Origin of the sequence: Rahnella perminowiae (genome assembly GCF_019049695.1) — a bacterium.
GTDB lineage: Bacteria > Pseudomonadota > Gammaproteobacteria > Enterobacterales > Enterobacteriaceae > Rahnella > Rahnella perminowiae.
Genome location: NZ_JAFMOT010000163.1, coordinates 21,887 through 37,484, shown reverse-complemented (window position 1 = coordinate 37,484; position 15,598 = coordinate 21,887). Strand labels below are relative to the sequence as shown.

Annotated in this window: 14 protein-coding genes; 6 read left to right on the top strand and 8 right to left on the bottom strand. The window is 55.3% G+C overall.

Annotated features, from left to right (window positions below; genetic code table 11):
• Nucleotides 1-147 precede the first annotated feature (147 nt).
• The 3 genes from J1781_RS06700 to gudD are packed head-to-tail and all read left to right on the top strand — an operon-like array spanning nucleotide 148 to nucleotide 4,227.
• Nucleotides 148-1,521, top strand: a complete 1,374-nt coding sequence (locus J1781_RS06700) for an MFS transporter (protein WP_129991353.1) — start codon at nucleotides 148-150, stop codon at nucleotides 1,519-1,521.
• The gene (locus J1781_RS06695) at nucleotides 1,521-2,861 is read left to right on the top strand and encodes an enolase C-terminal domain-like protein (protein ID WP_238483482.1); all 1,341 of its coding nucleotides are present in this window, start codon (nucleotides 1,521-1,523) and stop codon (nucleotides 2,859-2,861) included. The genes J1781_RS06700 and J1781_RS06695 overlap by 1 nt, the downstream gene beginning before the upstream one ends.
• 28 nt (nucleotides 2,862-2,889) lie before the next feature.
• Complete coding sequence (gene gudD / locus J1781_RS06690) at nucleotides 2,890-4,227, top strand: glucarate dehydratase (protein ID WP_129953119.1); 1,338 nt, start codon at nucleotides 2,890-2,892, stop codon at nucleotides 4,225-4,227.
• A gap of 69 nt (nucleotides 4,228-4,296) precedes the next feature.
• Here gudD and J1781_RS06685 read toward each other — a convergent pair whose 3' ends face one another.
• Nucleotides 4,297-5,118, bottom strand: coding sequence for a shikimate 5-dehydrogenase (locus J1781_RS06685; protein ID WP_129953118.1), 822 nt, complete (start codon nucleotides 5,116-5,118; stop codon nucleotides 4,297-4,299).
• A 137-nt stretch (nucleotides 5,119-5,255) separates the two neighbouring features.
• Between J1781_RS06685 and alkB the strand changes: the two genes are divergently transcribed.
• Together alkB and J1781_RS06675 are read left to right on the top strand one after the other, a co-directional pair.
• Complete coding sequence (alkB, locus tag J1781_RS06680; RefSeq protein WP_129953117.1) at nucleotides 5,256-5,909, top strand: DNA oxidative demethylase AlkB; 654 nt, start codon at nucleotides 5,256-5,258, stop codon at nucleotides 5,907-5,909.
• A gap of 108 nt (nucleotides 5,910-6,017) precedes the next feature.
• Nucleotides 6,018-6,497, top strand: a complete 480-nt coding sequence (locus J1781_RS06675; RefSeq protein WP_129953116.1) for a cold-shock protein — start codon at nucleotides 6,018-6,020, stop codon at nucleotides 6,495-6,497.
• A 55-nt stretch (nucleotides 6,498-6,552) separates the two neighbouring features.
• On the opposite strand, the gene J1781_RS06670 is transcribed toward J1781_RS06675, so the two are convergent.
• The 7 genes from J1781_RS06670 to J1781_RS06635 form a co-directional block, all read right to left on the bottom strand.
• Entirely contained in the window at nucleotides 6,553-7,521 is a 969-nt protein-coding gene (locus tag J1781_RS06670) for a Csu type fimbrial protein (protein WP_129991355.1), read from the bottom strand.
• On the bottom strand, nucleotides 7,518-10,055 hold the full coding sequence (locus J1781_RS26130; RefSeq protein ID WP_238483481.1) for a fimbria/pilus outer membrane usher protein: 2,538 nt from the start codon (nucleotides 10,053-10,055) through the stop codon (nucleotides 7,518-7,520). The genes J1781_RS06670 and J1781_RS26130 overlap by 4 nt, the downstream gene beginning before the upstream one ends.
• 18 nt (nucleotides 10,056-10,073) lie before the next feature.
• Nucleotides 10,074-10,871 (bottom strand): fimbrial biogenesis chaperone, encoded by a 798-nt coding sequence (locus J1781_RS06655; protein ID WP_217158293.1) that lies wholly within the window; start codon nucleotides 10,869-10,871, stop codon nucleotides 10,074-10,076.
• A 19-nt stretch (nucleotides 10,872-10,890) separates the two neighbouring features.
• Nucleotides 10,891-11,394, bottom strand: coding sequence for a Csu type fimbrial protein (locus J1781_RS06650; RefSeq protein WP_217158311.1), 504 nt, complete (start codon nucleotides 11,392-11,394; stop codon nucleotides 10,891-10,893).
• An 83-nt stretch (nucleotides 11,395-11,477) separates the two neighbouring features.
• Complete coding sequence (locus J1781_RS06645) at nucleotides 11,478-11,996, bottom strand: Csu type fimbrial protein (RefSeq protein ID WP_129953112.1); 519 nt, start codon at nucleotides 11,994-11,996, stop codon at nucleotides 11,478-11,480.
• A 62-nt stretch (nucleotides 11,997-12,058) separates the two neighbouring features.
• Complete coding sequence (locus J1781_RS06640; protein WP_129953324.1) at nucleotides 12,059-12,604, bottom strand: Csu type fimbrial protein; 546 nt, start codon at nucleotides 12,602-12,604, stop codon at nucleotides 12,059-12,061.
• A 440-nt stretch (nucleotides 12,605-13,044) separates the two neighbouring features.
• Nucleotides 13,045-14,598 (bottom strand): MFS transporter, encoded by a 1,554-nt coding sequence (locus tag J1781_RS06635; protein WP_129991357.1) that lies wholly within the window; start codon nucleotides 14,596-14,598, stop codon nucleotides 13,045-13,047.
• A gap of 115 nt (nucleotides 14,599-14,713) precedes the next feature.
• Here J1781_RS06635 and J1781_RS06630 point away from each other — a divergent pair, with 115 nt between their 5' ends.
• Nucleotides 14,714-15,595, top strand: a complete 882-nt coding sequence (locus J1781_RS06630; RefSeq protein WP_129953110.1) for a LysR substrate-binding domain-containing protein — start codon at nucleotides 14,714-14,716, stop codon at nucleotides 15,593-15,595.
• Nucleotides 15,596-15,598: the final 3 nt, after the last annotated feature.

Below are 15,598 nucleotides of genomic sequence, written 5' to 3'. Positions count from 1 at the left end.
TGTTTATGCTTGGAAGATTGCCCAATGAGTAAAAGGAACGTTGTTCATATACTGGCTGCGTTCCTTCCTCTCTGAACCCTACAGTTCTGTGAATGGAATGACTTTTATCTCTGTTTAGAGGCGTTGTCATTAATTCCGGAGAACACCATGGAAACTACCGTTTCAGCAGCCAGTGCTGTCAAAAAAAGAACTAACGCGCGGTACTGGATAGTGGTGATGTTATTTATTGTCACCTCATTTAATTACGGCGATCGTGCCACGTTATCCATTGCCGGTTCGGCAATGGCCAAAGATATCGGGCTGGATTCCGTCGGGATGGGTTATATCTTCTCGGCATTTTCCTGGGCTTATGTCATCGGTCAAATACCCGGTGGCTGGCTGCTCGATAAATTCGGTTCGAAAAAAGTCTATTTCTACAGCATTTTCATCTGGTCTTTATTCACCCTGTTGCAGGGCTTTGTTGATGTCTTCAGCGGCTTCGGCATTGTTGTTTCATTGTTTGCCTTACGTTTTCTGGTCGGTCTGGCCGAAGCGCCGTCCTTCCCCGGCAACAGCCGTATCGTCGCCGCCTGGTTCCCGGCTCAGGAACGTGGCACTGCGGTCTCTATTTTTAACTCCGCACAGTACTTCGCCACGGTTATTTTCGCCCCGATCATGGGCTGGCTGACGCATGAGGTGGGCTGGTCACATGTCTTCTTCTTTATGGGCGGCCTCGGCATCATCCTGAGTTTCATCTGGCTGAAAGTGATCCACGATCCGAAAAATCATCCGGGCGTCAATCAGGCCGAACTTGATTACATGGAAGCCGGGGGAGCGCTGATCAATATGGATCAGAAGATCGCCCAAAAAGTCGTCGTCAAAGGCGAAAAAACCTTCCAGCTGAAGCAGTTACTGAAATCGCGCATGATGATTGGCATTTATATTGGCCAGTACTGCATCAACGCGCTGACCTATTTCTTCATTACCTGGTTTCCGGTGTATCTGGTTCAGGCGCGGGGTATGTCGATACTGAAAGCGGGTATGGTGGCTTCGGTACCGGCGATTTGCGGATTTCTCGGCGGTGTGCTGGGCGGGATCATTTCCGACTGGCTGATGCGCAGAACCGGCAACCTGACACTGTCGCGCAAGGCTCCGATTGTGATTGGCATGCTGCTGTCGATGTCGATGATTTTCTGCAACTACGTCGATACCGAATGGATGGTGGTCGGCATTATGGCATTCGCTTTCTTCGGTAAAGGTCTGGGGGCGCTGGGCTGGGCGGTGATGGCCGATACCGCACCGAAAGAAATCAGCGGGCTGAGCGGCGGTTTGTTCAACATGTTCGGTAACGTCTCCGGCATCATCACGCCGATCGCTATCGGCTACATTATCGGGACGACCGGCTCCTTCAACGGTGCACTGATTTATGTCGGCGTCCACGCGCTGCTCGCTGTGGTGAGTTATGTATTTATTGTGGGAAAAATCGAACGTATCCAGCTTCGTCCGTACGCCAGTACAGGCAGCATAAAAGGAGAACTGTGATGAGTACGCAATCCTCACCCGTCATTACTGATATGCAGGTCATTCCGGTGGCCGGGCATGACAGTATGCTGATGAATATCGGTGGCGCACATGGCGCTTACTTCACCCGCAATATCGTTATCCTCACAGACAGCGCCGGGAATACCGGTGTGGGCGAAGCGCCGGGGGGTGAGGTGATTTACCACACGCTGACGGAAGCTATTGCTCAGGTGAAAGGCCAGGAAGTCGCGCGCATGAACCGGCTGGTGCACCAGATCCACATGGGCAATCAGTCCTCTGATTTTGACTCTTTCGGCAAAGGCGCATGGACTTTCGAGCTGCATGTTAACGCCGTCGCCGCACTCGAAGCCGCACTGCTGGATCTGATGGGCAAATTCCTCGGTGTGCCGGTATGTGAACTCCTCGGGCCGGGCAAACAGCGGGATGAAGTCACGGTGCTCGGTTATCTGTTCTATATCGGTGACCGGCAGAAAACCGATTTGCCTTATCAGACTGGGGAGCGCGTTAACCATGACTGGTATCACCTGCGTCATCAGGAGGCCATGAACAGCGAGGCGGTAGTGCGGCTGGCCGAAGCGGCGCAGGATCGTTATGGCTTCAGGGATTTCAAACTTAAAGGTGGCGTATTGCCGGGCGAGCAGGAGATCGAGGCGGTTAAAGCACTGGCAAAACGGTTCCCGGATGCGCGGATCACCGTCGATCCGAACGGCGCATGGCTGCTGGATGAAGCGATCGGTCTGTGCAAAAACCTGCACGGTATCCTCAGTTATGCCGAAGATCCGTGCGGCGCGGAGCAGGGTTTTTCCGGTCGTGAAGTGATGGCGGAATTCCGCCGCGCCACCGGTTTGCCGGTCGCCACTAACATGATCGCTACCAACTGGCGTGAGATGCAGCACGCGGTCATGTTGCAGTCGGTGGACATTCCGCTGGCGGACCCACACTTCTGGACGATGCACGGTGCGGTGCGTGTCGCTCAACTTTGCGATGAATGGGGCCTGACGTGGGGTTGTCATTCGAATAACCATTTCGATATTTCGCTGGCGATGTTTACTCATGTCGGCGCGTCCGTACCGGGTAAGCCGACGGCAATAGATACGCACTGGATCTGGCAGGAAGGCAGCCAACGCCTGACCAAAGAGCCGCTGCAAATTGTGAACGGGAAAATCAAAGTGCCTGAAAAACCGGGGCTGGGTGTGGAGATCGACATGGATCAAATCCATCGTGCCCACGCGCTGCACCGGACACTGCCGACCGGTGCGCGCAACGATGCCGCCGCGATGCAGTATCTGATCCCCGGCTGGACATTCGATCGTAAGCGCCCGGCACTCGGGCGCGGTTAACGGAATCTGAATTGACTAAGGAGTCAGCATGACCTCTTCATCTACACCTAAAATTGTCTCCATGCAGGTGATCCCGGTCGCCGGGCACGACAGTATGTTGCTTAATCTCAGCGGCGCACACGCCCCTTTCTTCACCCGCAACATCCTGATCCTCAAGGACAGCAGTGGTCACACCGGCGTCGGCGAAGTGCCGGGCGGCGAGAAAATTCGTCAGACGCTGGAGGATTCTGCGTTGCTGGTGATCGGCAAAACTCTGGGCGAATACAAAAATGTGATGACTGCCGTGCGGGAGAAATTTGCCGACCGTGATGCGTCAGGCCGGGGTTTGCAGACCTTTGATTTACGCACCACCATTCACGTCGTGACGGCGATCGAAGCTGCCATGCTTGACCTGCTCGGCCAGCATCTGGGCGTCACCGTGGCCTCATTGCTGGGCGACGGACAACAGCGTGATGAAGTCGAAATGCTTGGTTATCTGTTCTACGTCGGCGACCGTAATAAAACGTCGCTGGGCTATCAGAGCCAGCCGGGCGACAGCTGCGACTGGTATCGCCTGCGCCACGAGGAAGCGCTGACACCGGCGGCGGTAGTGCGTCTGGCGGAAGCCGCGTATGAGAAATACGGTTTTAATGATTTCAAATTAAAAGGCGGCGTGCTGGCCGGAAGCGAAGAGGCCGAAGCCGTGACGGCGCTGGCGCAGCGTTTCCCACAGGCGCGGATCACGCTCGATCCTAACGGTGCCTGGTCGCTGAATGAAGCGATCGCGCTGGGCAAACAACTGCGCGGTGTGCTGGCGTATGCGGAAGATCCGTGTGGCGCAGAGCAGGGCTTCTCCGGGCGTGAGGTGATGGCCGAATTCCGCCAGGCGACCGGTCTGCCGACGGCCACTAACATGATCGCCACTGACTGGCGTCAGATGGGGCATACCATCCAGCTGAAATCCGTCGATATTCCGCTGGCGGATCCGCACTTCTGGACGATGCAGGGGTCGGTTCGCGTGGCGCAGATGTGCCACGAGTGGGGGCTGACCTGGGGTTCGCATTCTAATAATCACTTTGATATCTCGCTGGCAATGTTCACCCAGGTAGCCGCCGCCGCGCCGGGTAAAATTACCGCCATCGACACCCACTGGATCTGGCAGGAAGGCAATCAGCGCCTGACCAAAGAACCGTTGCAGATCAAAGGCGGTAAAGTGCGCGTACCGGAACAACCGGGACTGGGCGTTGAACTGGATATGGATCAGGTGATGAAAGCCCACGAGCTGTACAAAGGCATGGGACTGGGCGCCCGTGACGATGCACAGGGCATGCAGTTCCTGATACCGGACTGGAAGTTCGATCCGAAAAAACCGTGTCTGGTGCGGTGATCGCCGGCCAGATCCCGGCCATTAAAAAAGCCTCTCCCGTGAGAGGCTTTTTGCATTCAGCGCTGCGGATCAGCGACGTGCGTGTGCCGCTGCGGCTTCGATCTGTTCATCGGATGGACGTATACCGGTATACAGCACGAACTGTTCCACGGCCTGTAGCGCGGCCACTTCTTCACCGGTAATGATTTTCTTGCCGTGTTCACGGCCATAGCGGATCAGCGGCGTTTCGGTGGCTTGTGCGACGACGACGTCAAAGACGATACTGGCACGATCAATCACGGCCGGTTCAAACGCCAGAGAGTCCGCTTCCGGTGTCCCCGGCATGCCGATGGGTGTGACGTTAACCACCATATCAACGGCCAGATCGCCGACTTCTGCTTTCCATTCGTAACCGTATTCTTCTGCCAGTGCACGGCCGTTGGCTTCGTTACGGGCGATGATATAGCCGGTTTTGAAACCTGCGTCACGAATAGCTGCCACCACGGCTTTACCCATACCGCCGCTGCCGCGCAGGGCGAAAACGGCGTCGCGCGGCACCTGATGGCTGTCGAGCAGTTTGGCGACTGCGATGTAATCGGTATTGTAAGCGCGCAGGAATCCATCGTCATTAACAATGGTATTCACTGACTGAATGGCAGTTGCGGAAGGATCCAACTCATCAAGGAAAGGAATGCAGGCTTCCTTGAACGGCATCGAGACTGCGCAGCCGCGAATGCCCAGTGCACGTACGCCTTTCACTGCGGCTTCGATGTCCTGAGTGGAAAACGCTTTGTAGACGTAATTCAGGTCTAATGCCTGATAAAGGCTGTTATGAAAACGGGTTCCGAAATTGCCCGGCCGACCGGAAAGGGACATACACAACTGGGTGTCTTTGTTAATTTCCCGACTCATTTCATTCTCCTTTTAAGATGTTCTTAATGACCTTACGGCCTTTTAAGCAACCTTAGCTGAAACGATCAGCCCCGACAATCTGCCTCTGTCTCAAATCGGCTGTTATACTTAACGGATGCGTGAACACGGAGGCTGACATGAATTTAGATCTATTTGATCACCCCGATTTTCACCCCAACTGGCGCGAAGAACTGTGTCCGGGTGCAGTGGTATTGCGCGGTGCGGCGCTGGCAGATGATGCGGCGTTGCTGGCGGAGATCGACCGCATCGCCGGGCTGGTGCCTTTTCAGTATCGCGCCACGCCGGGCGGCTATGCGATGTCGGTGGCAATGACCAATTGCGGTGATGTCGGCTGGGTGACGGACAGGGCAGGTTATCGCTATCAGTCCACCTCGCCGGAAAGTCATCAGCACTGGCCGCCGATGCCGGAATTATTTCGCCGGCTTGCCGTCAGCGCGGCAGAACAGGCGGGTTTTGCGGGCTTTACGCCGGATGCCTGTCTGATCAACCGTTATCAGCCAGGCGCAAAAATGAGCCTGCATCAGGATAAAGACGAGCACGATTTCGGCCAGCCGATCGTGTCTGTCTCGCTGGGTTTACCGGCTGTTTTCCAGTTTGGTGGCATGCAACGCAGTGATAAAACGCAGCGTGTGCCGCTGTTACATGGTGATATTGTGGTGTGGGGCGGCCCGTCGCGGTTGCGTTATCACGGCGTATTGCCGCTCAAAGCAGGCGAGCATCCGCTGACCGGTCAGTACCGGTTTAACCTGACTTTCAGAAAAGCGACGTAATTCCGTGGGGATCAGGCCGTAAAGCACAGGACTTTGTCCGCATTCTGCTTTACACTGCCGCCCTGCAAAAATGACATGTTGAATAAATAATTACTTAGGCGGTAAGCGATGAACGGCGTAATCACAACCTGGTTTGAAGATAAAGGTTTCGGTTTTATCAAAGATGAAAACGGCGATAACCGTTATTTCCACGTGATTAAAGTTGCCAACCCTGAGCTGATTAAAAAAGATGCGGCAGTCACCTTTGAACCGACCACCAACAACAAAGGGCTTTCCGCCTTTGCGGTGAAAGTTGAGCCGGAGAGCAAATACATCTTTATCGCCGGTGAGCGTATCAAAATCACCAGCATTAAATCATTCCTGGCGTTTAACGAAGAAGTCCCGGCAGAGACGAAAATCGATAAAGAAAACGCCGTGCTGTCCGTCGGATTGCTGATGAACCGTATCCGCCCGCAGGAAGAAGAGAAAAAAGCGGAAACGCGCACCATGAAAAAGCTGCTGATCACCACCTTCCAGAACAGCACCTATGTGTTCACCGAAGATGAAATTGACGTGGATGCCACGGTCAAAACGCTGAAAGCGCTGTAATACCCTTCTCAAACCGGTGCACATTCGTGGCACCGGTTCTGTTATCCCCCCTTTTTTAATACGTCACTGTCACTGTCACCGTATCGCTGTAGTTACCTGCAGGCTGGTTGCTTTGCGCCAGATTCACCGACGCGGTGTACGGAAACGATTGTGATGTACCGGTGCCGGTCGCGCTGCTGTTGGTGGAAGCCGTCCATACCGTACTGTCACCTTTAAATATCTGATATTGCAGATAAGAGGTGGTGCCGCCGACGGTTGAGGCCATCTGCCGGTATTGCCCGGACACCGGCACGCTGCTGGTCAGATTGACGGAATAGCTGGCGTTCAGGGTACAGCGTACGCTGATAGTATTTGCCACGACCGTGGTCAGTCCGGAAGGCAGGGCTGCACTGCCGAAACCGACGTTGGGTGCACTGTCGATATAACAGAAATTGGTGACGTTGAGGGTCAGGTTGATATTCCCTGTCGTGGAGCCGGAGTCTGCCAGACACAGTAAGGTACCAATAGCCACTGAACACATATTCCATGTCCAGGAGAGGGGAACGACATCCGTATAGGTGCCGGCGGCCAGATTGGAAATGGCGGCCGGACGGATGTAGAGAGGTAACGTACTGTTGGGGCCGGAAAATAAGCCTAGCAATCCCAGTGCCGTGGTGCTGCTCCAGGTGATGGTATCGTTCTGATTATAAACGGCACTGCAGCTGGCATCTTTGCACAGGCTGTAGGGCAAGTACTGACCCGTTGTCCCGCTGTAAAGTCTTGGCTGTGAGTTGCTGGGATGCTGAGTCACGCCGATCAGGGCGGTGATGGTATTGGTGCCTGCAATGTTAAGCAGTCCGCCGGTACAGCTTAATCCGCTGCCGCCTGATGTGATCAAGGGTGAGGAACTGACGGCAAAGGAGTTCTGTGTGCCCAGCGTGATGGTGCCTGGTGTGGTAGTACAACCCGCTCTTACCAGCGACGACGCGCCCAGCAATAACATCAGTAGCAATCCGCGATGCATCCGCTGCCTGAACATTCTCATGATTTATCTCCAGCTGTGACTTTCGCTGAGCCACCGGGGCATGCCAGCGGGCCGATCTGCTCAATGCTGTGGTAGTCAGGGTTGAGTGTGAAACTGATCCGGCAGACCGAATGATCTTCCGTCCGGATATTCAGTACGTTGTTTTCCTGTAAGTGCGAGAAATAGGCCAGCCCGTCGTAACCCGTGACGGTGGTTTGTTGCGTATTTTGCTCCGTGACCAGCGTGCCGGGCTTCAGGGGCTGTCCGGCAGCGTCATGCAGGGTGATATTGGCGGACAGCACTTTCTCGACGTTGAATTTCACCACCACGCCGCTGCCCTGTTTCACCGCAATACGGTCGTTGACGTTATTGGCGACCACGTCGGCGGGCAGCGGCAGGGTGTCGATTTCTACTTTGGCCGGATAATACGAACTGACGGTCGGGATCAGCAGGTGGCCGTTTCTATCCGTTTTGCCCATTTTCTGATTCTCGTACAGCACCGGAACATCGGCATAATGGTCGGTATCCACCACGATAAAGGCATCGTTGATCTTGTCTGAAAGGAACCAGTCATTGGCCATAAACACCACCGATCCGCTCAGATCTGCCCACCGGGTGTAATCGCCCTGATTGCCGTAGAATCCGCCCTGGATGGTCGCGTAACGGGATTTCCAGGTGGCGTCGGCTTGCCGATACGGATTGTTGCCGCCGCTGTAGGCCAGATTCCAGCCCAGACCGCCGTCGGTTGGCGTGGCTTTACTGGCGCCGGTTTGCTCCTGATAATGACCCGCACTGTCCCGTTGCACACCGGCGTTCAGGTTAATATCGGGGCCAAGCGGAATGATAAATTGCAGCTGTGCGCTGTAGCCGTTATCACCGAGCGTTTTATTGAGCGATAAAAACAGGCTGCTTTGCCCCCACAGCGAGCGGCTGTAGGAAAAATTCACCAGACGGGTATGCGAATTGTCATAGGCTTCGACATCGTAATACCCGATACCCATCGTGCCGTTAGCATGCCCGAACGGCGACGTGCTGAACGTCACCTGATCCGACTGACGGCTTAACCGTGTGTCGCTGGTGTAAGACGTGATGTCCTGATAACCCGCCGTACGTTTTGAGCGCAGTGCTGACAGACTGAATACCGTCGAATAGTAGGAATAGCCCAGCGTGAACTGGTTGCCGTCTTTTTTATCCGTCACGCTTTCGTCGGGCGGCGGGAGCATTTTACCTCCGGCATCGGGCATGCCTGCCGTCGGGTTATCATTAAGCTGTGTCGTTATCTGATTATCACCGCTGACCGGCGGATGATCGGCTTTACTCTGGCTGGCTGAAACACTCAGTGTGCCCCAGGTACCGACCGCGATATCCGCGCCAGCGCCGCCCAGCGCCAGACCCTGTACGGCTTCGGTATGACCGGAAAGCGTCAGATAATTGTTCAGCCCGTAACGGTAAATCCCGCTGAATGCGGCATCCGAATAATCGCCGTTGGTGATGCCATAATTTTGGCGAACGGCCCCGAGTGAGAAATCGAAATCGCTGAGGTTTTTGCGCAGTAAGGTGTTGGAAACATAAAACGGCACGCTGGTCGAAACCTGACGTCCGACCGCATCGGTGGTGACAACCGTCGCTTCACCGGCGCCATTAATATACGGCACGTTGGTCAGGGTAAACGGCCCTGAATTCAGGTTATTACTGCTGGCTTTGTAGCCATTGAGGAACAAATCCACCGTGGTTGGTACCGCCGCCGTACCGCTGTATTGCAGCAACGGATAAGTCACCAGATCCGGCCGGACACCAAAGTTACGGCTGATACGTAAACCGCCCATACGTGCTGAATTACTCCACGTCAGTGAATCGCTGACGAAATCCCCGGCCTGGTAGCTGATCAGGTTTTTCTCGTCTGTGAAACGCCAGAAGGTGTCGTAACGCAGATAGCCATCCTGCGTGGTCTGGCCGCCGTTGCTGCTGTCGATGTTATCAACGTTATAGCGGTAAGTGCCGGTATTGGTGACCAGCCCGAGGCCGCTGAATAAACGTTGCTCCATCCAGGTGGCGATAGTTTTCGCTCCGCCGGGGGAATCGGTGTAGTAGGAATCATAGTTAAACAGCAGGCCGGTGCTGCTTTGCGACGGCGTGTAGTTCATCAGGGGATCACCACTGATATTCTGGTTCGGCAGCCAGGCGTCCGGCACGCTGAGTATCAGCTGCTGGGTGGCCGAATCGTATTTCGCTTTCACGTCCGGCAGTTCACCGACATTAATCAACCCCTGCCGGCCGTTAATATGAATATGATTTTTCGCCAGCACACCCGCTTCCACGAAATACGCGTTATTGCGCCAGGTGACCGGTACGACCTGATTGTCGGTCTGGCCGTTGACCACAATCGACAGATAAAACAGGGCGTCTGTGACCACCGGTGCAGCACGCGGGGCATCGGGCAGTGAAGAATATTCCTGCGCCTGTGCGCTGAAGGTACTCAGGCATAACAGGCACAGGCTTCCCCGAAAATACAGTGGTCGCTGATGACCTTTCCGGAGAAGACGTCTGATTGGCATCCTTTGCAGCTCCTGCTGTTACTGGCCGCGCGCGATGACAATCGGTTGGGTGTTATCCGCTATCTGCGCATTGAGCTGCGCACCCGGCGTCACCCCCGCCGGCACCGGCCAGCGCATTTGCTGCCCCGGCAATACATAACCCATAAAACCGCCGACCAGGGTTTTCACCCCCTGTTTCTGATTGCCGGTGGCGGACCAGAACACGTTGCTCAGCCGCGCATGCACGATGCCGGTATTGCGCACCTGCAAATACGTTTTCCCGTTTTCGGATACCGTACGCCAGCTGAGGATCGGGCGCGTTGCCGTGGAAGGATCACGCTTCACGTCGCTACGATCATGGGTCCACAAACTGCCGCCATCCATAAATAGCGGAAGCAGATAACGCATCTGCAATTGCAGGCCGACCACCGCTTTGTCTTTCCCCTGTGAGGAATCATTCAGCGGGGAAGGGATCTCATCAATAATGATGCGGTACGCCTGCTCGGTATTGGCCGCAACCGGGGTATTGCGGATCAGCCGGATCAACTGACGCTGACCCGGTGGCACGGTCGCGAAAGGCGGGCTGGCGACTACGTTGCTTTGATCGGCGTATTTCTCGTTAAAATTCTCCTGCTTCCAGGCGAGTACGCGCACCTGCAAGGACACCGGTTCCGCGCCACGGTTTTCCAGCCACAGGGCGGATCCGTTCTGATCGGATTCAATAATCTGATAGACCGGCCAGACCAGCACTGAACTGGCAGCCTGTGCGGTCAGGCAAGACAGAAAAGTCCAGGTCAGTGCGGCGGTGGCGAACAGGCGTAAAAGCAATGTCTTCATATTTCTATATCCTGATAATTCAATAGGTTAATGTCACGGTGACCGTGTCGGTATACGTCCCGGCGGAAGGCAGGGGGCTCACAGCGTATAAGCGTGCATAAACCGGATAGGTTTGGGTGGTAGCCGGAAAGCTGGGGATGGACATCACCAGCGCGCCATCGCCCCATACCTGGCTGCGGGCGGCGTCGCGAAAAAGCTGGTAGCCGAGCTGATCGGGATTACTGGTGTTTTGCATAAAGCGCCGGGTGGCGGTGCCCCCGTGGATACCGTAATCCATGGCAATACTGACGGAGGCACCCGGCGTACAGGTCACTACCACAGAACCGGCGCCCGTGCTGCTGACCGTATCGACGTTGCTGGTGAGGGACGACATGGAACCGAAGTTGATGGTGCCGAGATTGGTGGTCGGGCTGGAAAGTGAGCTGCCAAATACGCAGCCATTGGTGAGAGTGGCTGAAACGGTAAATGTGCTGGTAGCTGTGGCGGCACGCGCTGAACTGCATAACATCAGCGGCAATAACATCAGCGACAATAAAACCAGCGGCAATAATACCCTCACCGGTAATAACGCGGTCGGAACCCGCTGGCGGCCAGGCATCATCACCTCTACCAGGATACGGTGACATTCACCGTATCCTGATAAACACCGGCTGCGGGCGTGGTTTGTGCCGGAACGCGGCCATAGACCGTGCTCCATTGATCCGCGCCGTTACCGGTGCCGCTGACGCCGGTGGTGTTGTCCCACACCGTGGTGCGGGCGGCCGTGGTATAAAGATTGTAAAGCAGGGTGGAAGCGCTGTTGGTGGTGTTGACCATTCGCCGCGCCGTGACCACGCCGCTGCTGCCGCCATCCATGACAATTTTGTACGTCACCCCGCTCACACATTTCACGCGGATCGATCCCGCCAGTTGTGCGCTGGTCGCATTCACCGCGCTGGTGAGCGATGCATAATTGCCAAAATTCAGCGTACCGAAACTGGTGCTGCCGGACGTCGTGGTTCCCGCTTCACAGGCGGGCAGCAACGTGGCACTGATGCCTATTGTTGCCGCCTGACTCAGTGAAATATACCCTTGCATTGACACCAGCAGTGCGGCTGGCAGTAGCAGCAGTACCTTGATGTCCATGATCTTTCCTTCCTTGAACCGAAAGCCAGTCAGAGGCGGAACCGACTCTGATGGAAAAACTCTTACCAGGAAAGAGTGGCAACAACGGTATCGTTATAGGTGCCCGCAGCCGGTGTGGTACTGGTCTGATCGGCAGGCAGCACACGACCGTAAATCGGAATGTTTTGCGCCGTGGTGCCTGTCGTGAGCGTAATCGGCGTATTAATCGCGATTTCGGTAGTCCGTGCGGTATCGGAATAGAGGCGGTAAGGAATGCTGTTACCGCTGGATGTCATGGTACGCAGCCCGCCGGTTGCCGCCAGTCCGCCGTTCAGTGACAGCGTTGGGGTCAGTCCGGTGCTACAGGTGATCGTGACTGCACCGGTGCCGTTGGCCCCGAATACCGTCCCGTTAATGACGCTGGTCAGATCGGCGTAGTTACCAAAGTTCAGTGTACCCCACTGGTTGGTCCCCCCCGTTGATGTGCCGTTACCGACCGTACAACCGGTGCTGATGGTCAGCTGAACGCCTACCTGTCCTGTTAAAGTACCGGCTGCCTGTGCGCCAGCGGCTAATGTCAGCGTTGCAGCGGCAAGAACGGCCAGCAATAATGATTTTTTTTCGCCCATGATGACTCCCAAAAACAGCTTACACCGTTGTGTATTCATGCAACGTCGTTGCATGTGGAAATCCTCTGGTGATGAATAATTAACGCTAAAAACTGCAAAAAAGCCGGTAAGAAACAGCGTGCAGGCCGGGTGTTATGTTTTCCCTTCACAACGGAGCGGAACCCTGACCTTATGTGCATGATGAAGAACGCCATCATGGTTAAATATAAGTTAATAAATTTACCTTAAGGTAATCTTTTCATTATTCAGGCCAATAAGGATAAAAATTCCATAAATTACAAATTATCGAATTTTTATCCTGTTTATTATTAATTTATGTTGATAATGATTGCCTTGTTTAAACCAAAAAACGCAGCTGTTTAACCTTTCTGGTTGTGGTGTTACCTGCTTGCTGCCCGTCATTGTTTAACAGCGCTACTGATGTTTTATGATGATGTGCTTCAGGAGGGGAAACCGCCGGCGCGTTTTCTGCTTTTTGAACAGGCTGACGCACGGGGTTTCCCGCGTAGTGCCAGCAACACCACCAGCGCACAGAACAGCGTAATCGCCATCAGACACAACAGTAAGGGATGCAGTGAGGCGGCATAAAGCTGCTGTAGCTGCGGCGTACTGGCCTGCGGGATAAGCTGCTGTGTCACGGAAAGATTACCGGTCGCCAGACGTTGCGCCGCCTGGCTGATAGTTTCTGAGCTGATCGCATCACTGCTGAAATGCGCTGCCAGTGCGTTGCGGGTTAACGCCGACACAATAGCACTGACAATCGCCAGTGAGATGCCTTCTCCCGCCACGCGTGTGGTGCTGAAAATACCGGTTGCCATGCCCGCACGTTCCGTTGGCACGACGCTCACCGACAATCCATCCATCAGCCCCCACGGCAAACCGGTACCGATGCCGATAACCACCATTGGCGCAATCATGCCTGTCAGATTCTGTGCCAGCACAGCCTGACTGAGCCAGCCCAAACCGGCGGCGGCAATCACTAACCCTGATGTGCATAATACCCCTGCAGAAATCCAGCGCGTCAGCCATGCCGCCAGCATCGGTACAATCAGCATCGGCAGTGAAAGCGCCATCATCATCAGCCCGGCGCGTTCTTCACTCAGACCCGTAACGCCGATAAATAGCATCGGCAAGACCACCAGCAGCACCACAAAACAAAAACCGGTCGCCAGCGGCAATGCCTGTACACCGATAAAACGGATGTAGCGGAAAAGCGATAAATCCAGCATCGGTTTTTTCACCCGTAATTCAATGACCACAAATACTGCGAGTAGCAGTGCCGCGCCACCCAGTTGAGAAAGTACTCGCGTGCTGTGCAGTCCGGATTGGGGAATATCCATCAGCGCCCAGGTCAGTAACGCCAGCATGGCGGTGAAGGAAAGGGTGCCCGGCCAGTCAATGCCGGATGCCTGCGGATTACGCGTTTCGCGCATTTTGGCTGCGCCGGTGATGAGAGAAAGAGCCGCAATGACTGTCGCGGAGAGAAACACCGAACGCCAGCCGAAATGCGCGATCAGCACGCCCGCAAGGAACGGGCCGAAAGCCAGCCCGACGCCAAAACTGCTGCCCATCAGGCTGAAGGCCCGGGTACGTGCTGCGCCATCGAATTCCTGCGCCAGTGCTGCACCACCCCCTGCCAGCGCACCGGCAGCCGCAATACCCTGCGCGGCGCGCAGTAAATCAATCGCCAGCACACTGCTGCTGAAAGCCTGCAATAAGGATAAAAGTGCAAACAGCGAGACGCCGCTGACGAACACTTTTTTGCGCCCCAGTTCATCGGCCAGCGCCCCGGCGGCCATCAGAAAACAGCCGAAAGTAAGCATAAACGCATTGGTTATCCAGCTCAGCGCCTGCGCGCTGCCGCCGAGTTCACGGGCGATCGCGGGCGTTGCCACCGCGCCGCTGACAAAGTTGAGGGGTAAAATCACTGCCGCCAGACATACGGTAAACAGAACGCGCAGGCTGCCCGCCGGGGGGGTTGTTGAGGGATGCATGGGTTTCTCCAACGAATTAGGGTTAGCGATGATGATAAAATGTCGGTAATGTGACGGAAACAGGCCGTCAGTCCGATGATTGCGGACTAAAACGCTCGTATAAACGGGAGTCAATATGGAAAACCTCAACGGCCTGCTGGCGTTTGTCCGCGCGGCGCAAAGTCAGAGTTTCGCCGCAGCGGCAGAGCGGATGGGCATTTCGGCCTCGGCGGTCGGGAAAAGTGTGGCACGGCTTGAGGAAAAACTCAGCGTACGGCTGTTCAACCGCAGTACGCGGCGCATCAGCCTGACCGATGAAGGTCAGCTGTTTTTTGAGCGCTGTCAGAATATCGTCACGCAACTGGAAGACGCCGAGCAGGAACTGGTACGGATTTCCGCCGTGCCACGCGGTAAATTACGTATCACCGCGCCTGCTATTGGTTACCGCATGTTGTTGCCGCATTTGCCGGAATTTCGCCAGCGTTATCCCGACGTTGAGCTGGATCTGGATTTCAGTGACCGTATGGTGGACGTTATTGATGAAGGATTTGATATCGCCATCCGCAGCGGGGAACTGAACAGTTCGCAGATGATGTCGCGCCGTCTCGGGCCATTCCGTTTTGCCATTGTCGGTGCTCCGCAATATTTTGCCGCGCATCCTGCGCCGCTTACACCTGACGACCTTTATCAACATGCTTGCCTTCGCTACCGGTTTCCGGGCAACGGACAATGGCAGGAATGGGAAATGACCAGCCCGACGCCGCCGGAACTGCCGCTGGCGCTAAGCAGCAATAATCTGGAGTCGATACTGCAGGCAACGGTGCAGGGATTAGGGCTGGCGTATGTACCGGAATTTATCGTGCGGCCGTATCTGGCATCCGGTGAACTGATTTCGGTACTGCCCGCCTATCTGAAAGAAGGTGGGAAGTTTTCGGTAGTCTGGCCAAGCAGCCGCCATATGCTACCGAAAGTACGGGTTTTTATCGATTTCCTGACCGAAAAGCAGGTGCTGGGCTGATCA

What these genes read in the sequence shown, in the direction of transcription:
- J1781_RS06700 (WP_129991353.1), top strand. Translation starts at nt 148, where the DNA reads ATGGAAACTACCGTTTCAGCAGCCAGTGCTGTCAAAAAAAGAACTAAC.
- J1781_RS06695 (WP_238483482.1), top strand. Translation starts at nt 1,521, where the DNA reads ATGAGTACGCAATCCTCACCCGTCATTACTGATATGCAGGTCATTCCG.
- gudD (WP_129953119.1), top strand. Translation starts at nt 2,890, where the DNA reads ATGACCTCTTCATCTACACCTAAAATTGTCTCCATGCAGGTGATCCCG.
- J1781_RS06685 (WP_129953118.1), bottom strand. Translation starts at nt 5,118, where the DNA reads ATGAGTCGGGAAATTAACAAAGACACCCAGTTGTGTATGTCCCTTTCC.
- alkB (WP_129953117.1), top strand. Translation starts at nt 5,256, where the DNA reads ATGAATTTAGATCTATTTGATCACCCCGATTTTCACCCCAACTGGCGC.
- J1781_RS06675 (WP_129953116.1), top strand. Translation starts at nt 6,018, where the DNA reads ATGAACGGCGTAATCACAACCTGGTTTGAAGATAAAGGTTTCGGTTTT.
- J1781_RS06670 (WP_129991355.1), bottom strand. Translation starts at nt 7,521, where the DNA reads ATGAGAATGTTCAGGCAGCGGATGCATCGCGGATTGCTACTGATGTTA.
- J1781_RS26130 (WP_238483481.1), bottom strand. Translation starts at nt 10,055, where the DNA reads ATGCCAATCAGACGTCTTCTCCGGAAAGGTCATCAGCGACCACTGTAT.
- J1781_RS06655 (WP_217158293.1), bottom strand. Translation starts at nt 10,871, where the DNA reads ATGAAGACATTGCTTTTACGCCTGTTCGCCACCGCCGCACTGACCTGG.
- J1781_RS06650 (WP_217158311.1), bottom strand. Translation starts at nt 11,394, where the DNA reads ATGTTATTGCCGCTGATGTTATGCAGTTCAGCGCGTGCCGCCACAGCT.
- J1781_RS06645 (WP_129953112.1), bottom strand. Translation starts at nt 11,996, where the DNA reads ATGGACATCAAGGTACTGCTGCTACTGCCAGCCGCACTGCTGGTGTCA.
- J1781_RS06640 (WP_129953324.1), bottom strand. Translation starts at nt 12,604, where the DNA reads ATGGGCGAAAAAAAATCATTATTGCTGGCCGTTCTTGCCGCTGCAACG.
- J1781_RS06635 (WP_129991357.1), bottom strand. Translation starts at nt 14,598, where the DNA reads ATGCATCCCTCAACAACCCCCCCGGCGGGCAGCCTGCGCGTTCTGTTT.
- J1781_RS06630 (WP_129953110.1), top strand. Translation starts at nt 14,714, where the DNA reads ATGGAAAACCTCAACGGCCTGCTGGCGTTTGTCCGCGCGGCGCAAAGT.